This window comes from Streptomyces sp. NPDC005004, from assembly GCF_053600675.1.
In genome coordinates this window covers 82,108-98,248 of the sequence record NZ_JBSGAH010000021.1, presented here as the reverse complement: position 1 = coordinate 98,248, position 16,141 = coordinate 82,108, and the positions used below count along the sequence as shown (strand labels likewise).

Genomic DNA, 16,141 nt, shown 5'->3' with positions numbered 1-16,141 from the left:
TCTCCCTCAACGGCACGGGAGCCCTGCCAGTTGCGTACCCCACCCCCGCACCCGCCTCATCACCCGATCGGTGGCCACGCTGAAAAGGCTCACTGCGACATCGCGATGCTCCGGACGCCGGACGGGCACAGCCGGATCGAGCTGGCGAAGTACCGCAGCCCCGAAGCGATCGACGCCGGGCCGCGCGAGCGGCCGCACAACATCCTGGGCACGCACCGCGTCATGTTCGCCGTCGACGACATCGAGGACACCGTCGCCCGCCTGCGCCCGCACGGCGCCGAACTCATGGGCGAGATCGCCCGGTTCGAGGACAGCTATCTGCTCTGCTACCTCCGCGGCCCGGAAGGCGTGATCGTCGCACTGGCCGAGCAACTGGGCTGAGTTCCCGCGCGCTACGGGGGCGCCGGCGATCGCGACGCCGGGCGGTGCTCGCTCGGTACCGCGGCGCCGGGCGGGCGCGTGCGCAGACCGGCGGAGGCGGCGACACCTCGCCGTGCCCGGGGCGGGGACTACGATCCGTTTCCCCGCCGGCGGCGCGCGAGCCGGGCCGCGAGATGGGGCGCGGTGGCGCTGCGGCGGGCCTTCGCGACCTCGGCCGGCGGACCCGCCGCGACCACGCGGCCGCCCGCGTCGCCGCCGCCCGGCCCGAGGTCGATGACCCAGTCGGCGGTGGCGATCGTGTCCAGGTCGTGCTCGACGACGACGACCGTGTTGCCGGCGTCGACGAGCCGGTGCATCTGGCGCAGCAGCAGCGCGATGTCCGCGGGGTGCAGCCCTGCCGTGGGCTCGTCGAGCAGGTAGAGCGCGTGCCCGCGGCGGGCCCGCTGCAGTTCGGTGGCCAGTTTGATGCGCTGAGCCTCACCGCCGCTGAGTTCCGTCGCGGGCTGGCCCAGCCGCAGGTACCCGAGTCCCACCTCGCGCAGCGTCTCCAGGCTGCGCGAGGCGGCCGGGACGGCGGACAGGAACTCGGCGGCCGCGTCCACGGACAGCGCCAGCACTTCGGCGATGTTCTTTCCGCGGTAGGTGACTTCCAGCGTTTCGGCGTTGTACCGGGCGCCCCCGCAGGTCGGGCACGGTGCGTAGGTGCCGGGCAGGAACAGCAGTTCCACCGCGACGAATCCTTCGCCCTGGCAGGTCTCGCAGCGCCCTTCGGGCACGTTGAAGGAGAACCGCCCGGCCGAGTAGCCGCGCGCCCTCGCCTCGTCCGTCGCCGCGTACACCTTGCGCACGGCGTCGAACATCCCTGTGTAGGTGGCCAGGTTGGACCGGGGAGTCCGCCCGATGGGGCGCTGGTCGACCCGTACCAGCCGGTCGAACGACTCGACCCCCGACGCGTCCTGAACGTCGACCTCCATCTGCGCCTCGTCGGGCTCCTCGGGTACGAGTCCGAGGTGGCCGCGGACGACCTCGGCGAGGACCTGCGTCACCAGCGTGGACTTTCCGGAACCGGACACGCCCGTCACCGCCGTGAGCACGCAGAGCGGTACGTCGACGGACACGTCGCGCAGGTTGTGGCGGGAGACGCCGCTCAGGTGCAGCCAGCCGTGCGGTGTGCGCGGGCGGTGATCGAGCGGCTGGGCGCGCCCGAACAGGTACCGGCTCGTCGCCGAGTCCGCGACCCGCTCCAGACCGGCGACCGGGCCGCTGTACAGCACGCGTCCGCCGCCCTCGCCCGCGCCGGGGCCGATGTCGACCACCCAGTCCGCCCGCCGTACGACGTCCATGTCGTGCTCCACGACGAACAGCGAGTTGCCCGCCGCCTTGAGACGGTCCAGCACGTCCAGCAGCGGTTCCGCGTCGGCCGGGTGCAGCCCGGCGGAGGGTTCGTCGAGGACGTAGACGACGCCGAACAGCCCCGAGCGCAGTTGGCCGGCGATGCGCAGGCGCTGCGCCTCGCCGGGCGACAGGGTCGTCGAGCGGCGCCCGAGGCTGAGATACCCGAGACCGAGGTCGAGGAGTACGTCGATCCGCGCCACCAGATCGGCGCAGATCCGGACAGCGGCCTCGGTCGTCTCCCCGGACCGGGCGGTCGACGTGGTGGCGTCGGCGTCGGACCGCCCGGCGACGGGCCGCAGCAGCGTCACGACCTCGGTGAGCGGCATCGCGTTGATCTCGGCGATGGAGCATCCGGCGAAGGTCACGGCGAGCGCCTCGGGCCGCAGTCCGCTGCCGTGGCACTCGGGGCAGGGCACACTCCTGACGAACCGGAGCGCCCGTTCGCGCATCTTCTCGCTCTTGGAGTCGGCGAGAACGTGCATGACGTGTTTGCGGGCGCTCCAGAACCTGCCCTGGTAGCCGTAGTCGACGCGGTCCTCCTCCGGCTCGATGTACACGGAGGGCTGCTCGTCCGTGTACAGCAGCCAGTCCCGGTCCCTCTTCCTGAGCCTGCGCCACGGCCGGTCGATGTCGATCCCCAGGCCGTTCACGACACTGCGCAGGTTGGCGCCCTGCCAGGCGCCCGGCCAGGCGGCGATCGCTCCCTCGCGGATGCTCAGCGAGGGGTCCGGGACGAGCAGGTCCTCGGCGACGTCGTGCACCACGCCCAGTCCGTGGCACTGCGGGCAGGCACCGGCCGGGGTGTTGGGCGAGAACGCCTCGGCGTCCAGCCGTGCGGCCCCGGGCGGATAGGTACCGGCGCGGGAGTACAGCATCCGCAGCAGATTGGACAGCGTGGTGAGGGTGCCGACCGTCGAGCGCGAGCTGGGCGACCCGCGTCGCTGCTGCAGGGCGACGGCGGGAGGCAGTCCGGTGATTTCCCGTACGTGCGGTGCGCCGACCTGTTGCAACAGCCTTCGGGCGTACGGCGCCACGGACTCGAAGTAGCGCCGCTGGGCCTCCGCGTAGAGCGTGCCGAACGCGAGCGAGGACTTGCCCGAACCGGAGACGCCGGTGAAGGCGACCATCGCGTCCCGGGGAACGTCGACGTCGACGTTGCGCAGGTTGTTCTCACTGGCGCCCCGGACATGTACGAAGGGGTCGGTCGCGTCCTTGGTCACCGTTCCTGACTACCTGATCACGCCGCGAACCGCGCGACGGCGTGTCGTCCCAGGACGTCACGGCCGTGGCTCTCCCGGCGGTTCCGGACGGGCCGACGGAGATCGCGCTCCGGTCCCCGAACGGTCCCCCGAGAACGGCCGAGGGCCGGTTTCAGACTTCTCTGAAACCGGCCCTGAGCTGCGACTCTCACGAGTCGGGACGACAGGATTTGAACCTGCGACCCCTTGACCCCCAGTCAAGTGCGCTACCAAGCTGCGCCACGTCCCGATGCGCTGGCTCGCGGTGACCCGCGTGATCGCGCGAACAGCACTTTACCCCACGCGGGGGGTCGGCCCGAAGCGGGGCCGGGTGAGCAGGGGACAATCGGCCGTATGGGAGACGCGGACACGAGGCCGGTGGGCGACGGGCGGGACCGGGACACGCAGGGGCGGGCGCGTAGCGCGCGGCCCCGGGACGGGCTGGGGCGGCCGTTGCCCTACGGCGCGGACGGGGTGGAGCGGCAGCCGGAGGGAGTCGTGCGGTCGCCCGGGGAGACGGTCGTGGAGGCGCAGGCGCTGCTGGACGCGGGGAAGCCGTTCCACGCGCACGAGGTGTTCGAGGACGCCTGGAAGTCGGGGCCCGAGAGCGAGCGGGAGCTGTGGCGGGGGCTGGCGCAGGTCGCCGTGGGGCTCACCCACGCGGCTCGGGGGAACGTCAGGGGCGGTGCCCGTCTGCTGCGGCGCGGTGCGGTGGCCGTACGGGAGTGGGGGGTGGAGAGCGGGGAGCCCCGGCCGTACGGGATCGATCTCGCCGGGGTCGGGGGGTGGGCCGTCGGGCTGGCCGAGCGGGTGGAGAAGGAGGGTGGAGCCGTCGACGCGGCGGTGGAGGCGCCGAGGCTCCGGCCCTGAGCGCGCCTGATCCGGCCCCCGGGGCGCCGCCAGGGCCCGTCTGACCATTCCCGTCGTCGCCCGGAGGGCGGCCGCGCGGCGTCACGTGCGTGCTCTCGGCGTGTCGGCCCCAGGCCCCCGTACTGGACGTACCGGGGTCCGGGGGCGGCGCGGCGAGAGTGCGTGCATGGCGTCGCGCGGCAGACGAGAATCGTCGGACAGGCCCTGGGCCCCGGGCACCCCCGGTGCACCTCGTACGGCACACTCGACCCGTGCGAAAGATTCATGTCATCGGGATCGGTGCCGGCGACCCCGACCAGCTCACGCTGCAGGCCGTCAAGGCGTTGCGCGGTACCGACGTGTTCTTCCTGCTGGACAAGGGGGAGGCGAAGAGTGATCTGACGGGGCTGCGCCGGGAGATCCTGGACGTGCATCTGGAGCCGGGGTCGTACCGGGTCGTGGAGGCGCGCGACCCCGAGCGGGACCGGAAGGCGGGCGGGGCGGGGTACTCGCCGGCCGTCGGAGACTGGCGGAGCGCGCGGGCCGGGATCTACGAGCGGCTCATCGGGCAGGAGGTCGGCGCGGACGGCACGGGCGCCTTTCTCGTCTGGGGCGACCCCGCCCTCTACGACAGCACGCTCGCCATTCTGGAGGAGGTGCTGGAGCGGGGCGCGGTGGAGTTCGAGTACGACGTGATACCCGGGATCAGCAGTGTCTCCTCGCTGGTCGCGCGGCACCGTACGGGACTGAACCGCGTCGGGCGTCCGGTACAGATCACCACCGGGCGGCGGCTGGCGGAGGGCTTCCCCGAGGGAGTGGACGACGTCGTGGTGATGCTGGACGCGCATCAGACCTTCCGGCACTACGCCGGGGAGGACATGGACATCTACTGGGGCGCGTACATCGGCACCCCGGACGAGATCCTTGTCGCCGGTCCTCTCGCCGAAGCCGCCCCTCGCATCGAGGAGTTGAGGGCGGAGGCACGGGAGCGCAAGGGCTGGATCATGGACACGTACCTGCTCCGCAGGCACGCGCGAGGTGAGTCCTGAGGAGATTCCCGGCAAGTTCCGTTCCCTGGGCGGTCGTTGGGTGCCAGGATGAAGGCGTGACGTATCGCACCGATGACACCGGAGCCGCTGTCGGCGGTGCCGCGGGCGCCGATGAACCGCGTTCGCCGCACGCGTCGTCGACCGATCAGCCGGACGTCGACGCCCGGGGCGCCGACGCGTCGTGACGGATCTGTCGGGGGAGGGCGTACGCGTCCTGCTGATCGGTACGGAGAACCACCCCGGGCCGACGCTGACCTCCGTACCCGCGGTCTCCCGCACGGTGGAGGCGTTGCGCCACCGGCTCACGACGGTCTGCGGGGTCGCGCCCGGTTCGATCCGTACCCTGCTCGATCCCGCCGACGCCCACGCGATGGCGGCGGCCGTGACGGAGGAGGCCCGACGCGCTCGCACGGTGCTGCTGATCCACTACGTCGGGCACGGACTCATCGGTCCCGGGGACGAGTTGCACCTCGCGGCGAGCAGCACCGACCGGCTCACCCCGGGTCTCGCCGCCCATCAGGCGCTGCCTCTCTCCGCGTTGCGGCAGGCGCTCACGCTCTGCCAAGCCCCCTCGGTCGTCGTGGTGTTGGACTGCTGCTTCTCGGGTCGCGCGGGGATCGGTGGCCCGGCGACGCCGCCGGCGATCACGCTTCCGGCAGCGCACGGAGTTCATCTCCTCGCCTCTGCGGAGCAGTTGGCGCTTGCGCCAGAGGACGCCGAGTACACGACGTTCACCGGTGAACTGATCCGGCTGCTCGACCACGGCGACCCGCGCGGTCCCCGGCTGCTGACCCTGGACGCCGTCTACGACTTCCTGTTCCGCGGTCTGCGCGCCAGGGGCGGCCCGCTGCCGCGCCGCCAAGCCGGGGACCGTTCGGGCGAGTTGGTGATCGCGGTCAATCCCGCCCGACCGACGACGGACGACGCCGGTCCACCGGACGACCACGACCGCGACACCGCGCCGAGCCGCTGCCCCTACCTCGGTCTCGACGCGTTCACCGTGGACGACGCCGACCTGTTCCACGGGCGGGAGCGGCTCGTCGAGGAGCTGCTGGAGACGTGCGCCGCGGCCGTGGACGCGGGGCAGCCGGTCATCGTCGTCGGGCCGTCGGGCGCGGGCAAGACCTCGCTGCTGCACGCCGGGCTGCTGGCCGCGCTGCGCCGTGGCACCCCGTGGCTGCCGGGCTCCGAGAGCCGATCGTGGCTGGTGCTCACCCCGGGCGACGATCCGATGCGCGCGCTGGCCACCGTGCTGCACCCGGAGGGACCGGCCGGGGCCGAGGCGCTCACCGAAGCCCCGGGTGCGGCCGCGGTGTTGGCGCGAGAGCTGACCGAAGAGCGCTTGGTGCTGGTGGTCGACCGGCTGGAGGAGCTGTTCACGGCCGGTGAGCGCCAACGGGACGCGTTCTGCGCGGCGTTGGCGGCGCTGGCCGGGGACGGCGGGCGCGTCCTCGTCGTCATGGCGTTGCGCGCCGACTTCTACGGCCAGGCGCAGTCGCTCCCCCACCTCGCCGAGGCACTGCGCCGTCACCAGGTCCAGGCTTCCCCGATGCGTCTGGAGGAGCTGCGGGCGGCGATCGAGCGGCCCGCGGCGACGGTCGGGGTCCGGCTGGACGAGGGGCTGGCGGACCTGATGCTGCACGAGCTGGACGCCGTACGGCCCCCGGGTCCGCGGTCCGGCACGCTCCCCCTGCTCTCGCACGCGCTGTGGGCGACCTGGGCCGAGAGCGGCCGCGCGCGGCTCACCGTCGCCGGTTACCGCGCGAGCGGGGGTGTCGCGACGGCGCTCAGGACCACCGCCGAGCGCGTGTACGACGCCCTCGACCCGGCGGGTCGGGACGCTCTGCGGCGGATGCTGCCGCGACTGGTGCGGATCGACGACGGCACGGTGGACACCGGGCGCCCGGCCGAGCGCGACGCGCTGCTGGACGGCGTCGCGGACCGGCGGGCGGCCGAGGACGCGCTGCAGCGCATGGCCCGGGAGCGGCTGGTGGTGCTGCACGAGAGCACCGTCCGGCTCAGCCACGACGCGCTGCTCACGGCGTGGCCGAGGCTGCGCGGCTGGATCGAGGCGGACCGCGACTGGCTACGGACCCGGCAGCAACTGGCCGCCGACACCGAGGCGTGGCTGCGGGCGGGCCGCGACCGGGACCTGCTGTACCGGGGTAACAGGCTGGCGGCGGCGCTGGAGAGCGCGGAGCGCGCGGCCCGCGGTCAGAACGACGAGCCTCGGCTGACGGAGTTCCTCGACGCGTCCGCCCACGAGGAGCGGCGGTCGGCGCGGACCCGGAGTGCCGTGATCGCGGTCCTGGTCGTGCTGCTCCTGATCGCGACGGGCGGCGGCGTCACGGCCGCCGTCTACCAGCACGAAGCCGCCTCCCAGCGCGGCCGGGCCGTCGCCCGGCTCATGGCGAACGAGGCCGTGAGCCTGCGCGACACCCAGCCGGGATTGGCCAAGCAACTCAGCGTCGCCGCGTACCGGTTGGACCCGGATCTCAGCGTCGCCACGCTCCTCTCCATGCTGGAGACCCCCGGCGCCTACGACGGTCAGGACTCCGTGGTCGACCTCGCCCGCACCGGCGACGGGCGACTGCTGGCCCTGTCGACCGGCCGGTCCGTGGTCCTGTGGCGTACGTCGGGCGAGCGGGTGGCGACCGTGCCGCTGCCCGGTGCGGGTGGGGTCGCGCTGAGTGCGGACGGTCGGCTGCTGGCGGCGCTGGCGTCACCCGCGGAATCGGGCGCGGGCGCCAGGTCGGCCACCGCCGGGTCGTCCGGAGCGGTGCGCCTGTGGTCCCTCGCCGACCCCGCGCATCCGTCTCGACTCCCCTTGCCACGAGGCGTGCCCCACTCGTCCACCGCCCTCGCCTTCTCCCCCGACGGCCACGCGCTCGCCCTCGGCGCCACCTCCGGGGCCGTACGACGGTGGGATCTCCGCGATCCCCGGTCGCCGCGGGCCCTGCCGGACCTCACCGGCCCGAAGAGCCCGCTGGACTCCCTCGCCTTCGCACCCAAGGGGCACCTGCTGGCCGCGTCGGGCGCGGACGGCCGGGTCCGGCTGTGGGACACCGCCGCCGACACGGCCCGCACGACTCCGGTGGCGGCGGTGGCCGGGGCTCCGCCGCCCACCGAGACCCCGCGCGGGATTCCGCACCGCGTCGCCTTCCGCCCGGACGGCACCGTGCTGGCCGGACCCGGAGACGGCGTACGCCTGTGGAGCGTGTCCGATCCGCGCAAACCCGGGCTGCTGGGGAAGGTGGGCAGCGAAGACAGTCTTCAGGCGTGCCAACAAGCGCTGATCTCCACCGCGTTCAGCCCTGACGGGCAACTGCTCGCCACCCCCTGCGGGACGGAGCTGTACCTGTGGGACGTCACCGACCCGGCGCACATCAGCCAGGCTCACGCGCTCGTCGAACCGGACACGTACACGAGCGGTCCCGTACCGGCGCTCTTCGCGCCGAGCCGCTCTCCCGTGCTGTTGCTGCACGCCTCGACCACCGGCGTCCATCTGTGGGACGTGACCAACTCGGGCCGTCCGGGGGCGGCTTCGAGTCTCGGCCGCTCTCCCTCGGGGTTCGGACTCACCACGCGGTTCAGCGGCGGAAAACGGCGACTGCTCGTCGTGCACGGCGCCGACCGGTCCGCCCTGTGGGACATGTCCGGGCGGCCGCCCCACCGTAAGCTGGCCGACCTGCCCGGCAGCGGGGACATCGTCGCGGGGTCGGCGGCCTTCAACCCCGACGGCAGCGTGCTGGCCGAGGCCGAACGCGCGGACGGCGCGCCGGTGGTCCGCCTGCGCCCTACGGCGCGCCCCACCTCGGTGCTCTCCACTCTCCGCTCTCCCACGGACGGTGTGGAAAGCCTCGCCTACAGCGCGGACGGCCGCGTCCTGGCCGTGTCCGACACCGGCTACTCCACCCACCGCAGAAGTCCGCCCACGGTACGGCTGTTCGACGTGAGCCGGCCGGAACGGCCGCGGCCGCTCGCCGTGATCCACGACACCGCCTTCCACCTGGCCTTCGCCCCAAGAGGCCGCCTCCTCGTCGGCAGCTTCGGCGACCGGCTGCTCCTGTGGGACGTCTCCGACGCCCGGCACCCGGTCGCGAGGACCCCGCGCCCCCTCTCCCCCGGTTCGGCGAACGCCGTACCGGCGTTCCGGGGCGACGGACGCGTGCTGGCCGTCTCGGACTCCGGAAACGCCGTCCGCCTGTGGGCCGTTGGGCACGGCGACCTCGCGAAGCCGCTCGGCGAGATCCGCATCCTCGGCACCGGCGGCCCCCTCGCCTTCACCCCGGACGGACACACCCTCGCCGTCGCCAGCACAGGCGTGCTCAAGAGCTCCACCGGCGCGACCACGAGCCACATCGAACTGTGGGACGTCACCGCCCCCTCACTCCCCCTCTGGCGCGCCTCGTTCGGCTTCACGGCGGCCGACCTCGGCGTCGACAGCCTCTCCTACAGCCCCCAGGGCCACATCCCCTACCTCGCGGCTGCGGGCGGCGTCGTGGCCGTCTGGAACACCGACCCGCGCCAGGTCGCGGACCACGTGTGCCTGAGCGCGGGCGATCCGATCACGCCGGCGGAGTGGGAGCGGTACGTACCGGACACCGCATTTCGGGCGCCGTGCCCTGCGGACAGGTGACCGGCGGGTCAACGCCAGGAGTACCACCGGTTCGTCAACCCGTCGCGCCGGAGGTTTGCCCAGGGCGATGAAGTCGGCGACCTCCGGACGGATCACGGCACGTCCTCCCCGACGGGCACCACGGGCGGCTTCGTCAGCTCTCGCGTTCAGGCGCCGCGACGCCTTCGGCGAACAGCCGTCGAAGATGCCCGGCCAGCAGGTCGGGGGCGATCGAGGGAGCAAGGGGCAGCCAGGTCAACGCATCGAGCGCAGGGTCGCCCGCCGCGTCGAGGGGAGCGCAGCCCCAGCCCCGGTGCCCGCCTCTGGTCCCCCAGAACACCACGATCCCGTGCGCCCAGGGCCCCCGACCGAGCGCCTGGTCCCCCTTCGTCCAGTAGAAGGCCGTCCCACCGGCCTCGTCCCACCGCTCTCCTGGAGACAGGCCCGCGTTCTCGAGAGCCTGAGCCGAGGCTGAGCAGTACTCCCGGACCTCGGCGGAGTCGGCAGCGGCCGAGCCGCCGTCCCGGATGGTCACGGGCTCCCCATGCCGAGTGCGCGGAGCCAGCCCAGCGCGCCCCCCGCGTCCGGCACCGTCACCGCGTCCTCCGGCAGCGGAGGGCGCTCCACGACCACCACGGGCAGGCCGAGTTGGCGGGCCGCGGTCAGTTTGGGGGCTGTCGCGTCGCCTCCGCTGTTCTTGGTGACCAGGACGTCGGTGCGGTGGGCGCGGAGGAGGTTCAGTTCGTCGGGGAGGGCGAACGGGCCTCGGGCGAGGAGCAGTTCGGTGTGTGGGGGGAGGGGTGGGGCGGGGGGCTCTACGGAGCGTACGAGGAAGTGGAGGTTCTCCAGTGCGGCGAAGGCCGAGAGGCCCAGGCGGCCGGTGGTGAGCAGGACGCGGGTGCCGAGGGTGGGGAGGACTGTGGCGGCGGCTGTCAGGGAGGGGACCGGATGCCAGTCGTCGTCGGGGGTGGGGTGCCAGCCGGGGCGGCGGAGGACGAGCGCGGGGATGTTCGCCTGCCGTGCCGCCTGGAGGGCGTTCGTGGTGATCCGCCGGGCGAAGGGGTGGGTGGCGTCGATCAGTGCGTCCACGCGGTGCGTGCGGAGCCAGTCGGAGAGGCCCTCGGGGCCGCCGAAGCCGCCGGTGCGGGTGTCACCCGTCAGGGGGCCCGGCCGGGTGACGCGGCCGGCGAGGGAGGTGGTGACGCGTACGGCGGGGTGGGTGGCGAGTGCGGCGGCCAGTTCCCGGGCCTCCGTCGTGCCGCCGAGGATCAGGAGGTGCGGGGGCATGGGGTGAGCGTAGGCGAGGGGCGGGCCGGGGCGGTTATGGTCCGGGTATGGCTTCCCTTGCGGACGTGCGGGGTGTGTTGGTCGACATCGACGGGGTGCTGACCGTCTCCTGGCGGGCGCTGCCCGGTGCGGTGGAGGCGCTGCGGGAGCTGAGGGACGGTGGGCTCGGGGTCGTCCTGGTGACCAACACCACCTCGCGAACGCGGGCGTCGGTGGCCGCCGCGCTCTTTGAGGCGGGGTTCGCCGTGGACGCGGACGACATCCTGACCGCGCCCGCCGCCACCGCCGCCCACCTCGCGGGTGCGCGGTGCGCGCTCCTGAACAGCGGGGACATCGAGGAGGACCTGACCGGGATCACCCTGGTCGACCAGGACGACGAGGAGACGCCCGATGTCGTGCTCGTCGGAGGCGCGGGTCCGGAATTCGACTATTCGGCTGTGAACCGAGCTTTCAGCCATCTTCGCCGTGGCGCGCGTCTCGTCGCCCTGCACCGGAACCTCACCTGGCAGACCGACGCCGGGCTCCAGCTCGACGCCGGGGCATACATCGCCGGGCTCGAGGCGGCGGCCGGGACCGAGGCCGAGGTCACCGGAAAGCCGTCGGCGGCGTTCTTCCGCGCGGCACTCGACCGGCTGGGCGTGGACGCGGCCGAGGCGCTGATGGTCGGGGACGACGTGGAGTCGGACGTGCTGGGGGCGCAGCGGGTCGGAATCACCGGAGTGCTGGTGCGCACCGGCAAGTTCCAGCCGGACACCCTCGACCGGGCGAGCGGCACCCCCGACCACGTGGTGGACTCGTTCGCGGACCTGCCCGCGCTGCTGGGGCCGACCTCCTGACCGCTGCCGGTCTCCGGGGGCTTGTCCGGCACGGTGATCCGTGGAGCCACCGACGAGGTTGGCGCCCCGCACCTCGGCCCTGGGACACTGCCCGGATGACTGGTGACCCTGTCGAGGTGTCGGCCCTGGCGATCAACGTGCGGGTGCCGGAGGAACTCTGCTGGACGGACGGCAGGCGGGGGCAGGAGTTCCGGCTGACCACGTTGAACGTGCGGCTGCTGCCGGACGGGAGCCTGGCGGCGAAGGCGTACGGGCGGCCTGTCGAGGGTGGGCGTGGCGCGTATGTGTCCTTCGCGGTGCCGGACCGGCCCGAGTTGGCGGCGCTCATCGAGCGGGCAGCGGGCCGGGCGGCGGAACTGTGGGGCGCGCACCGGGGGTTGTGACGTCTGGGGCGCGCGCTCCGCGTGTCTCGATGAGGCGGGGCTGTTCCAGCGGGCCCGCGAAGACCGAAGACCGAAGACCGGGGAGACGCCCCCCCTAGCTCAGGAGGAGTTCCAGCGCGCCCACGACGGTCGCCGCGACAACCAGTCGGTCGAAGAGTTGCTGGTTGATTCGGTTCACAGCCCATTTGCCGATGAACGCCCCGGGCACGACGAACACCAGGAGCGCGGCGTCAAGCAGTAGCGAGCGGCCGTCGATCAATCCGAGCGCCGCGCTGAACGGCACCTTCGACACGTTGACGATCAGGAAGAAGAACGCCGAGGTCCCGAGGAAGCCGAGCTTGCGAAAGCCCGCCGAGAGGAGATACATCGACATCACCGGGCCACCCGCGTTGGCGACCATGGTGGTGAATCCGCCGAGCACACCGTAGGCACCGGCCGCCGTCCGTCCGGCCCGGGTGGCGACCGCCGATCCGTCGGCCCCCGCCCCGCGCTCCGCCGACCCGTGCTCCGGCGACCCGCCGTCCGCCGGCCCTTCGGCCCCTGCCGCGCCGTCCCCCGCGCCCTCCGGCTCCGGCTTCGACTCCGGCCCCGGCTCCGGCCGCCCCGCCGCCCGTCGCCGCCACAGCGTGATGCCCGTCATCAGCAGCAGGATCGCGCCGATGGAGGTCCGGACGATGCCGTCCCCGGCGCGCACCAGGAACAGCGTGCCGAGCACGACTCCGACCCCCACCGCGGGGAACAGCCGCCACAGCGTGGGCCAGTGGGCGTGCCGCCGGTAGGTGAGGACGGCGAGGACGTCGCCCGCGATCAGCAGGGGCAGCAGTACGCCGGTGGAAGCGCGGGCGGGGAGTACGGCGGCGAAGACGGCGAGGCTGACCGTGTTGGCCCCGCTCACCGCGGTCTTGGAGAAGCCGACCAGAAGGGCGGCGAGGGCCAGGGCGGCGAACTCCCAGCCGGATATGTGCCAGAGCGTCATCATGTTCATGCGAAGACCGATGCTATGCGCACGCATCCGGCGCCTCGCGGGCCGCCCGGCCTGCGGACTCCCCGGGGCGCGGGTGGGCGCCCGCGCGACGGACGCCTCCGGGACTCACGGGCGCAGGTGATCCACGAGTCCGTCGGGCACCGGGTAAGGGCGTTCGGGCGGAAGAAGCCGCCGGGCGGTGTCCAGGTCGCCGTCCCGGACATGCCCGTGGATCTCGTGCGCGAGGGCCGTTGTGTCGGTGATGGAAACCGTCCACTCGTCCGCGTAGCGGTGTGCGGCTTCGCCGACGAGGCCGAGTTGCAGCGCCCGGTGGGGAAGGGGCCGCAGCCGCACGTCGCGCTCGGGATCCCATTGGACGCGAGCCGGGGCCCGCTTCAACTGCCGCTTCCAGGACGGACGGTCGGAGTGCAGTCCGCGCTCGTAGTGGGACAGACATGCTCTCGCCAGCGCCCATTCGAAGCCCGCGCGGGTGATCTCGACCGCGAGAACGGTCTCCTGTCCTTCCTTGGTCCCCCATCCGCAGCGGTACATCATCCAGAGGAAGGACGGCTTGATCCACGTCATGCGGTCGCGCTGCCAGGCGGGCGGGAAGCGGCCCTTCTGGGCGGCGGGCACGCCGAGCCGCGGACTGTACGCCTGGTAGACGACGACGGTGGAGCCGGTGTAGCGGGCGCGGATCTGGTGCCGGGGTTCTGCCACGGTGACAGCCTGCGGACATCGCTGGACGCGCGCCAGCGGATTATCCGGGCTCCGGATTGCCGAGCCACGGCAGCCCGTGGCCGGCACGGACGCACCTGCGGGCAGACCCCAGGACAGAGACGCGCCCGCCGCCGGGCGAGCTCCGCCCCGCCGCCCTATCCCCGCTCCACGAGCACCGCGCTCCCCTGCCCCACCCCCACGCACATCGTCGCCAGCCCCCGCCCCGAGCCCTCCCGGCGCATCCGGTGCAGCAGCGTCGTGAGGATGCGCGCGCCCGAGCACCCGAGCGGATGGCCGAGGGCGATCGCGCCGCCGGTGGGGTTGACCAGTTCGGGGTCGATGCCGAGCTGGTCCACGCACGCGAGGGCCTGCGCCGCGAACGCCTCGTTGAACTCGGCCTCGTCCAGGTCGGAGATGTCCCAGCCGACGCGGGCGAGCACCTTGCGGGTGGCCGGGACCGGGCCGATGCCCATCACGTCGGGGTGGACGCCCGCGGATGCTCCGGCGACGTAGCGGCCGAGGGATTCAAGGCCCAGCTCGTTCAGCGCCTCCTCGCTGACCAGCAGGAGTCCGGCCGCGCCGTCGTTCATCGGGGAGGCGTTGCCCGCGGTGACCGTGCCGTCCGCGCGGAAGACCGGCTTCAGACGGCTCAGCTTCTCCAGCGAGGTGTCCTCGCGGACGCACTCGTCGCGCTCGACCACGACGCCGTCCGGCCGCTCCACGAAAAGGAGTTCGTCGTCGAAGTGGCCGTTCTTCCGAGCCACCGCCGCGAGTTGATGGCTGCGCAGGGCGAACTCGTCCTGCCGTTCACGGGAGATGCCGTACCGCCGCGCGACCTCCTCGGCGGTCTCGCCCATGGACAGCACGCCGTGGAGGTCCTTCATGGCGGGGTTGACCAGACGCCAGCCGAGCCGGGTGTCGTACGTCTCGATGCGGTGCGGGAGTGCCTCGTCGGGGCGAGGCAGGACGAAGGGAGCGCGGCTCATCGACTCGGAGCCGCCCGCGATCACGATGTCGGCTTCGCCGGAGGCGATGGTGCGGGCGGCGGCGGTGACGGCTTCGAGGCCGGAGGCGCAGAGCCGGTTGACGGTGGCGCCGGGCACGCTGTCGGGCAAGCCCGCGAGGAGGGCGGCCATGCGGGCGACGTTGCGGTTGTCCTCGCCGGACTGGTTGGCGGCGCCCCAGTACACGTCGTCGATCCTGGCCGGGTCGAGGGCGGGCGCGTCGGCCACCAGGCGGCGGATCACGCTCGCCGCGAGGTCGTCGGGCCGGATGCCCGCGAGGGCGCCGCGCAGCTTGCCGATGGGGGTGCGGCGGGCGGCCGCGAAGTGGACGGGACGCACGGCGGGGACTCCTGATCTACGACTGGCCCACGCGACCCGAGGGCGGCACCCGACACCGGACGCCGCGGACCCGCACGGACCGGACCTACCTGACCGAGGGACGACGAACCCTTAATTAACACTGCTAGTTTTGGACTATAGACCGCGCACCCGCAGCGTGGAAGGATCCTCTCCGACCTTCCCCGATGCCGCAGGAGGAGACATGCCCCACACGCCCCGCGCCCGGGAGCGGTCCCTCAGCGGCACCCGTGGCGCCGTCGCCGTGCGCGTGTGGGCGAACCCGGAGCCGCGCCTGCTCGTCCTGATCGCGCACGGGTACGGCGAGCACACGGGCCGGTACGACGAACTCGCGGACGTCCTCGTGGGCCACGGCGCGGCCGTCTACGCCCCCGACCACGTCGGACACGGCAAGTCGGACGGCGAGCGCGTGCTGGTCGAGGACTTCGAGGACGTCGTGACAGACGTGCACCGCGTCGCCGGACTCGCCCGCGCCGAACATCCCGGGCTGCCGCTGGTCCTGATCGGCCACTCCATGGGCGGCATGATCGCCGCCCGGTACGCGCAGCGGTACGGCGGCGAACTCGCGGCGCTGGTGCTGTCCGGACCGGTGATCAACCGGTGGGAGCTGCCCCTGCGGCTGCTCGCGTACGACGAGATCCCGGACACGCCGATCGACACCTCGACGCTGTCCCGCGAGCCGGCCGTCGGCACCGCGTACACGGCCGACCCGCTGGTCTGGCACGGGCCGATGAAGCGGCCCACGCTCCAGGCGATCGCCGACATGCTGGAGACCGTGACCAAGGGCGGCGACATCGGCGCGCTGCCGCTGCTGTGGCTGCACGGCGAGGACGACCGGCTCGTACCGCTGCCCGGCAGCCGCCCCGGCGTGGAGCGGCTGAGCGGGGGACGGCTGACCGAGCGGATCTATCCGGGCGCGCGGCACGAGGTGTTCAACGAGACCAACAGGGCGGAGGTCTTCGCCGACGTGCTCCGCTTCCTCGACGAGGTGCTCCCCGCCGCCGGGCCGGAGGCCGGGTCACCTCGGCAGGGGTGACCGGCACCTCGGGCGGCCCGACCG

At 73.2% G+C, this 16,141-nt stretch carries 14 protein-coding genes and 1 tRNA gene; 8 read left to right on the top strand and 7 right to left on the bottom strand.

All coding sequences use genetic code 11. From position 1 onward, the window contains the following. On the top strand, window positions 1–381 hold a 381-nt coding region (locus ACWEEU_RS25975), incomplete at its 5' end, for a VOC family protein (protein WP_451735294.1). Window positions 382–509: 128 nt separating this feature from the next. Here the strand turns inward: ACWEEU_RS25975 and uvrA are convergent. Continuing rightward, entirely contained in the window at window positions 510–2,996 is a 2,487-nt protein-coding gene (gene uvrA, locus ACWEEU_RS25970) for an excinuclease ABC subunit UvrA (protein ID WP_451735292.1), read from the bottom strand. Between the two features lie 194 nt (window positions 2,997–3,190). After that, a tRNA-Pro gene (locus ACWEEU_RS25965) sits at window positions 3,191–3,264 on the bottom strand. A gap of 104 nt (window positions 3,265–3,368) precedes the next feature. Between ACWEEU_RS25965 and ACWEEU_RS25960 the strand changes: the two genes are divergently transcribed. The 4 genes from ACWEEU_RS25960 to ACWEEU_RS25945 all read left to right on the top strand — a co-directional run bounded on the left by ACWEEU_RS25960 (window position 3,369) and on the right by ACWEEU_RS25945 (window position 9,551). Beyond that, window positions 3,369–3,884 carry a DUF309 domain-containing protein gene (locus ACWEEU_RS25960; protein ID WP_451735290.1) on the top strand — a complete coding sequence of 172 codons (516 nt, stop codon included), beginning with the start codon at window positions 3,369–3,371 and terminating at the stop codon, window positions 3,882–3,884. Window positions 3,885–4,135: 251 nt separating this feature from the next. Next, window positions 4,136–4,912, top strand: coding sequence for a precorrin-6A synthase (deacetylating) (gene cobF, locus ACWEEU_RS25955; protein WP_385744081.1), 777 nt, complete (start codon window positions 4,136–4,138; stop codon window positions 4,910–4,912). Between the two features lie 56 nt (window positions 4,913–4,968). After that, window positions 4,969–5,097 carry a hypothetical protein gene (locus ACWEEU_RS25950; RefSeq protein WP_385744083.1) on the top strand — a complete coding sequence of 43 codons (129 nt, stop codon included), beginning with the start codon at window positions 4,969–4,971 and terminating at the stop codon, window positions 5,095–5,097. After that, window positions 5,094–9,551, top strand: coding sequence for a caspase, EACC1-associated type (locus ACWEEU_RS25945; protein WP_451735288.1), 4,458 nt, complete (start codon window positions 5,094–5,096; stop codon window positions 9,549–9,551). Before ACWEEU_RS25950 ends, ACWEEU_RS25945 begins: the two co-directional genes overlap by 4 nt. 133 nt (window positions 9,552–9,684) lie before the next feature. Here ACWEEU_RS25945 and ACWEEU_RS25940 read toward each other — a convergent pair whose 3' ends face one another. After that, window positions 9,685–10,065 carry a hypothetical protein gene (locus ACWEEU_RS25940; protein ID WP_385744087.1) on the bottom strand — a complete coding sequence of 127 codons (381 nt, stop codon included), beginning with the start codon at window positions 10,063–10,065 and terminating at the stop codon, window positions 9,685–9,687. Further along, window positions 10,062–10,817, bottom strand: coding sequence for a cobalt-precorrin-6A reductase (locus tag ACWEEU_RS25935; RefSeq protein ID WP_451735286.1), 756 nt, complete (start codon window positions 10,815–10,817; stop codon window positions 10,062–10,064). Before ACWEEU_RS25935 ends, ACWEEU_RS25940 begins: the two co-directional genes overlap by 4 nt. Window positions 10,818–10,864: 47 nt before the next feature. Between ACWEEU_RS25935 and ACWEEU_RS25930 the strand changes: the two genes are divergently transcribed. Together ACWEEU_RS25930 and ACWEEU_RS25925 are read left to right on the top strand one after the other, a co-directional pair. Next, the gene (locus ACWEEU_RS25930; RefSeq protein ID WP_451735284.1) at window positions 10,865–11,653 is read left to right on the top strand and encodes a TIGR01458 family HAD-type hydrolase; all 789 of its coding nucleotides are present in this window, start codon (window positions 10,865–10,867) and stop codon (window positions 11,651–11,653) included. A gap of 95 nt (window positions 11,654–11,748) precedes the next feature. Beyond that, window positions 11,749–12,036, top strand: a complete 288-nt coding sequence (locus ACWEEU_RS25925) for a hypothetical protein (protein WP_451735282.1) — start codon at window positions 11,749–11,751, stop codon at window positions 12,034–12,036. A 94-nt stretch (window positions 12,037–12,130) separates the two neighbouring features. Here the strand turns inward: ACWEEU_RS25925 and ACWEEU_RS25920 are convergent, their stop codons facing one another. From ACWEEU_RS25920 to ACWEEU_RS25910, 3 genes are all read right to left on the bottom strand, one after another. Then, entirely contained in the window at window positions 12,131–13,021 is an 891-nt protein-coding gene (locus ACWEEU_RS25920; RefSeq protein WP_451735280.1) for a sulfite exporter TauE/SafE family protein, read from the bottom strand. A 105-nt stretch (window positions 13,022–13,126) separates the two neighbouring features. Further along, window positions 13,127–13,720 (bottom strand): DUF4291 domain-containing protein, encoded by a 594-nt coding sequence (locus ACWEEU_RS25915; protein WP_451735278.1) that lies wholly within the window; start codon window positions 13,718–13,720, stop codon window positions 13,127–13,129. A 155-nt stretch (window positions 13,721–13,875) separates the two neighbouring features. Next, window positions 13,876–15,063, bottom strand: coding sequence for a thiolase family protein (locus ACWEEU_RS25910; RefSeq protein WP_451735276.1), 1,188 nt, complete (start codon window positions 15,061–15,063; stop codon window positions 13,876–13,878). Window positions 15,064–15,265: 202 nt separating this feature from the next. Between ACWEEU_RS25910 and ACWEEU_RS25905 the strand changes: the two genes are divergently transcribed. After that, a complete protein-coding gene (locus ACWEEU_RS25905; RefSeq protein ID WP_451735274.1) occupies window positions 15,266–16,117 on the top strand; it encodes an alpha/beta hydrolase in 852 nt (283 codons plus the stop codon). Window positions 16,118–16,141: the final 24 nt, after the last annotated feature.

Bases quoted from the DNA above. Each gene is read 5' to 3' on its own strand.
- ACWEEU_RS25960 (WP_451735290.1), top strand. From the start codon at position 3,369: ATGGGAGACGCGGACACGAGGCCGGTGGGCGACGGGCGGGACCGGGAC.
- ACWEEU_RS25935 (WP_451735286.1), bottom strand. From the start codon at position 10,817: ATGCCCCCGCACCTCCTGATCCTCGGCGGCACGACGGAGGCCCGGGAA.
- ACWEEU_RS25930 (WP_451735284.1), top strand. From the start codon at position 10,865: ATGGCTTCCCTTGCGGACGTGCGGGGTGTGTTGGTCGACATCGACGGG.
- ACWEEU_RS25925 (WP_451735282.1), top strand. From the start codon at position 11,749: ATGACTGGTGACCCTGTCGAGGTGTCGGCCCTGGCGATCAACGTGCGG.
- ACWEEU_RS25920 (WP_451735280.1), bottom strand. From the start codon at position 13,021: ATGAACATGATGACGCTCTGGCACATATCCGGCTGGGAGTTCGCCGCC.
- ACWEEU_RS25905 (WP_451735274.1), top strand. From the start codon at position 15,266: ATGCCCCACACGCCCCGCGCCCGGGAGCGGTCCCTCAGCGGCACCCGT.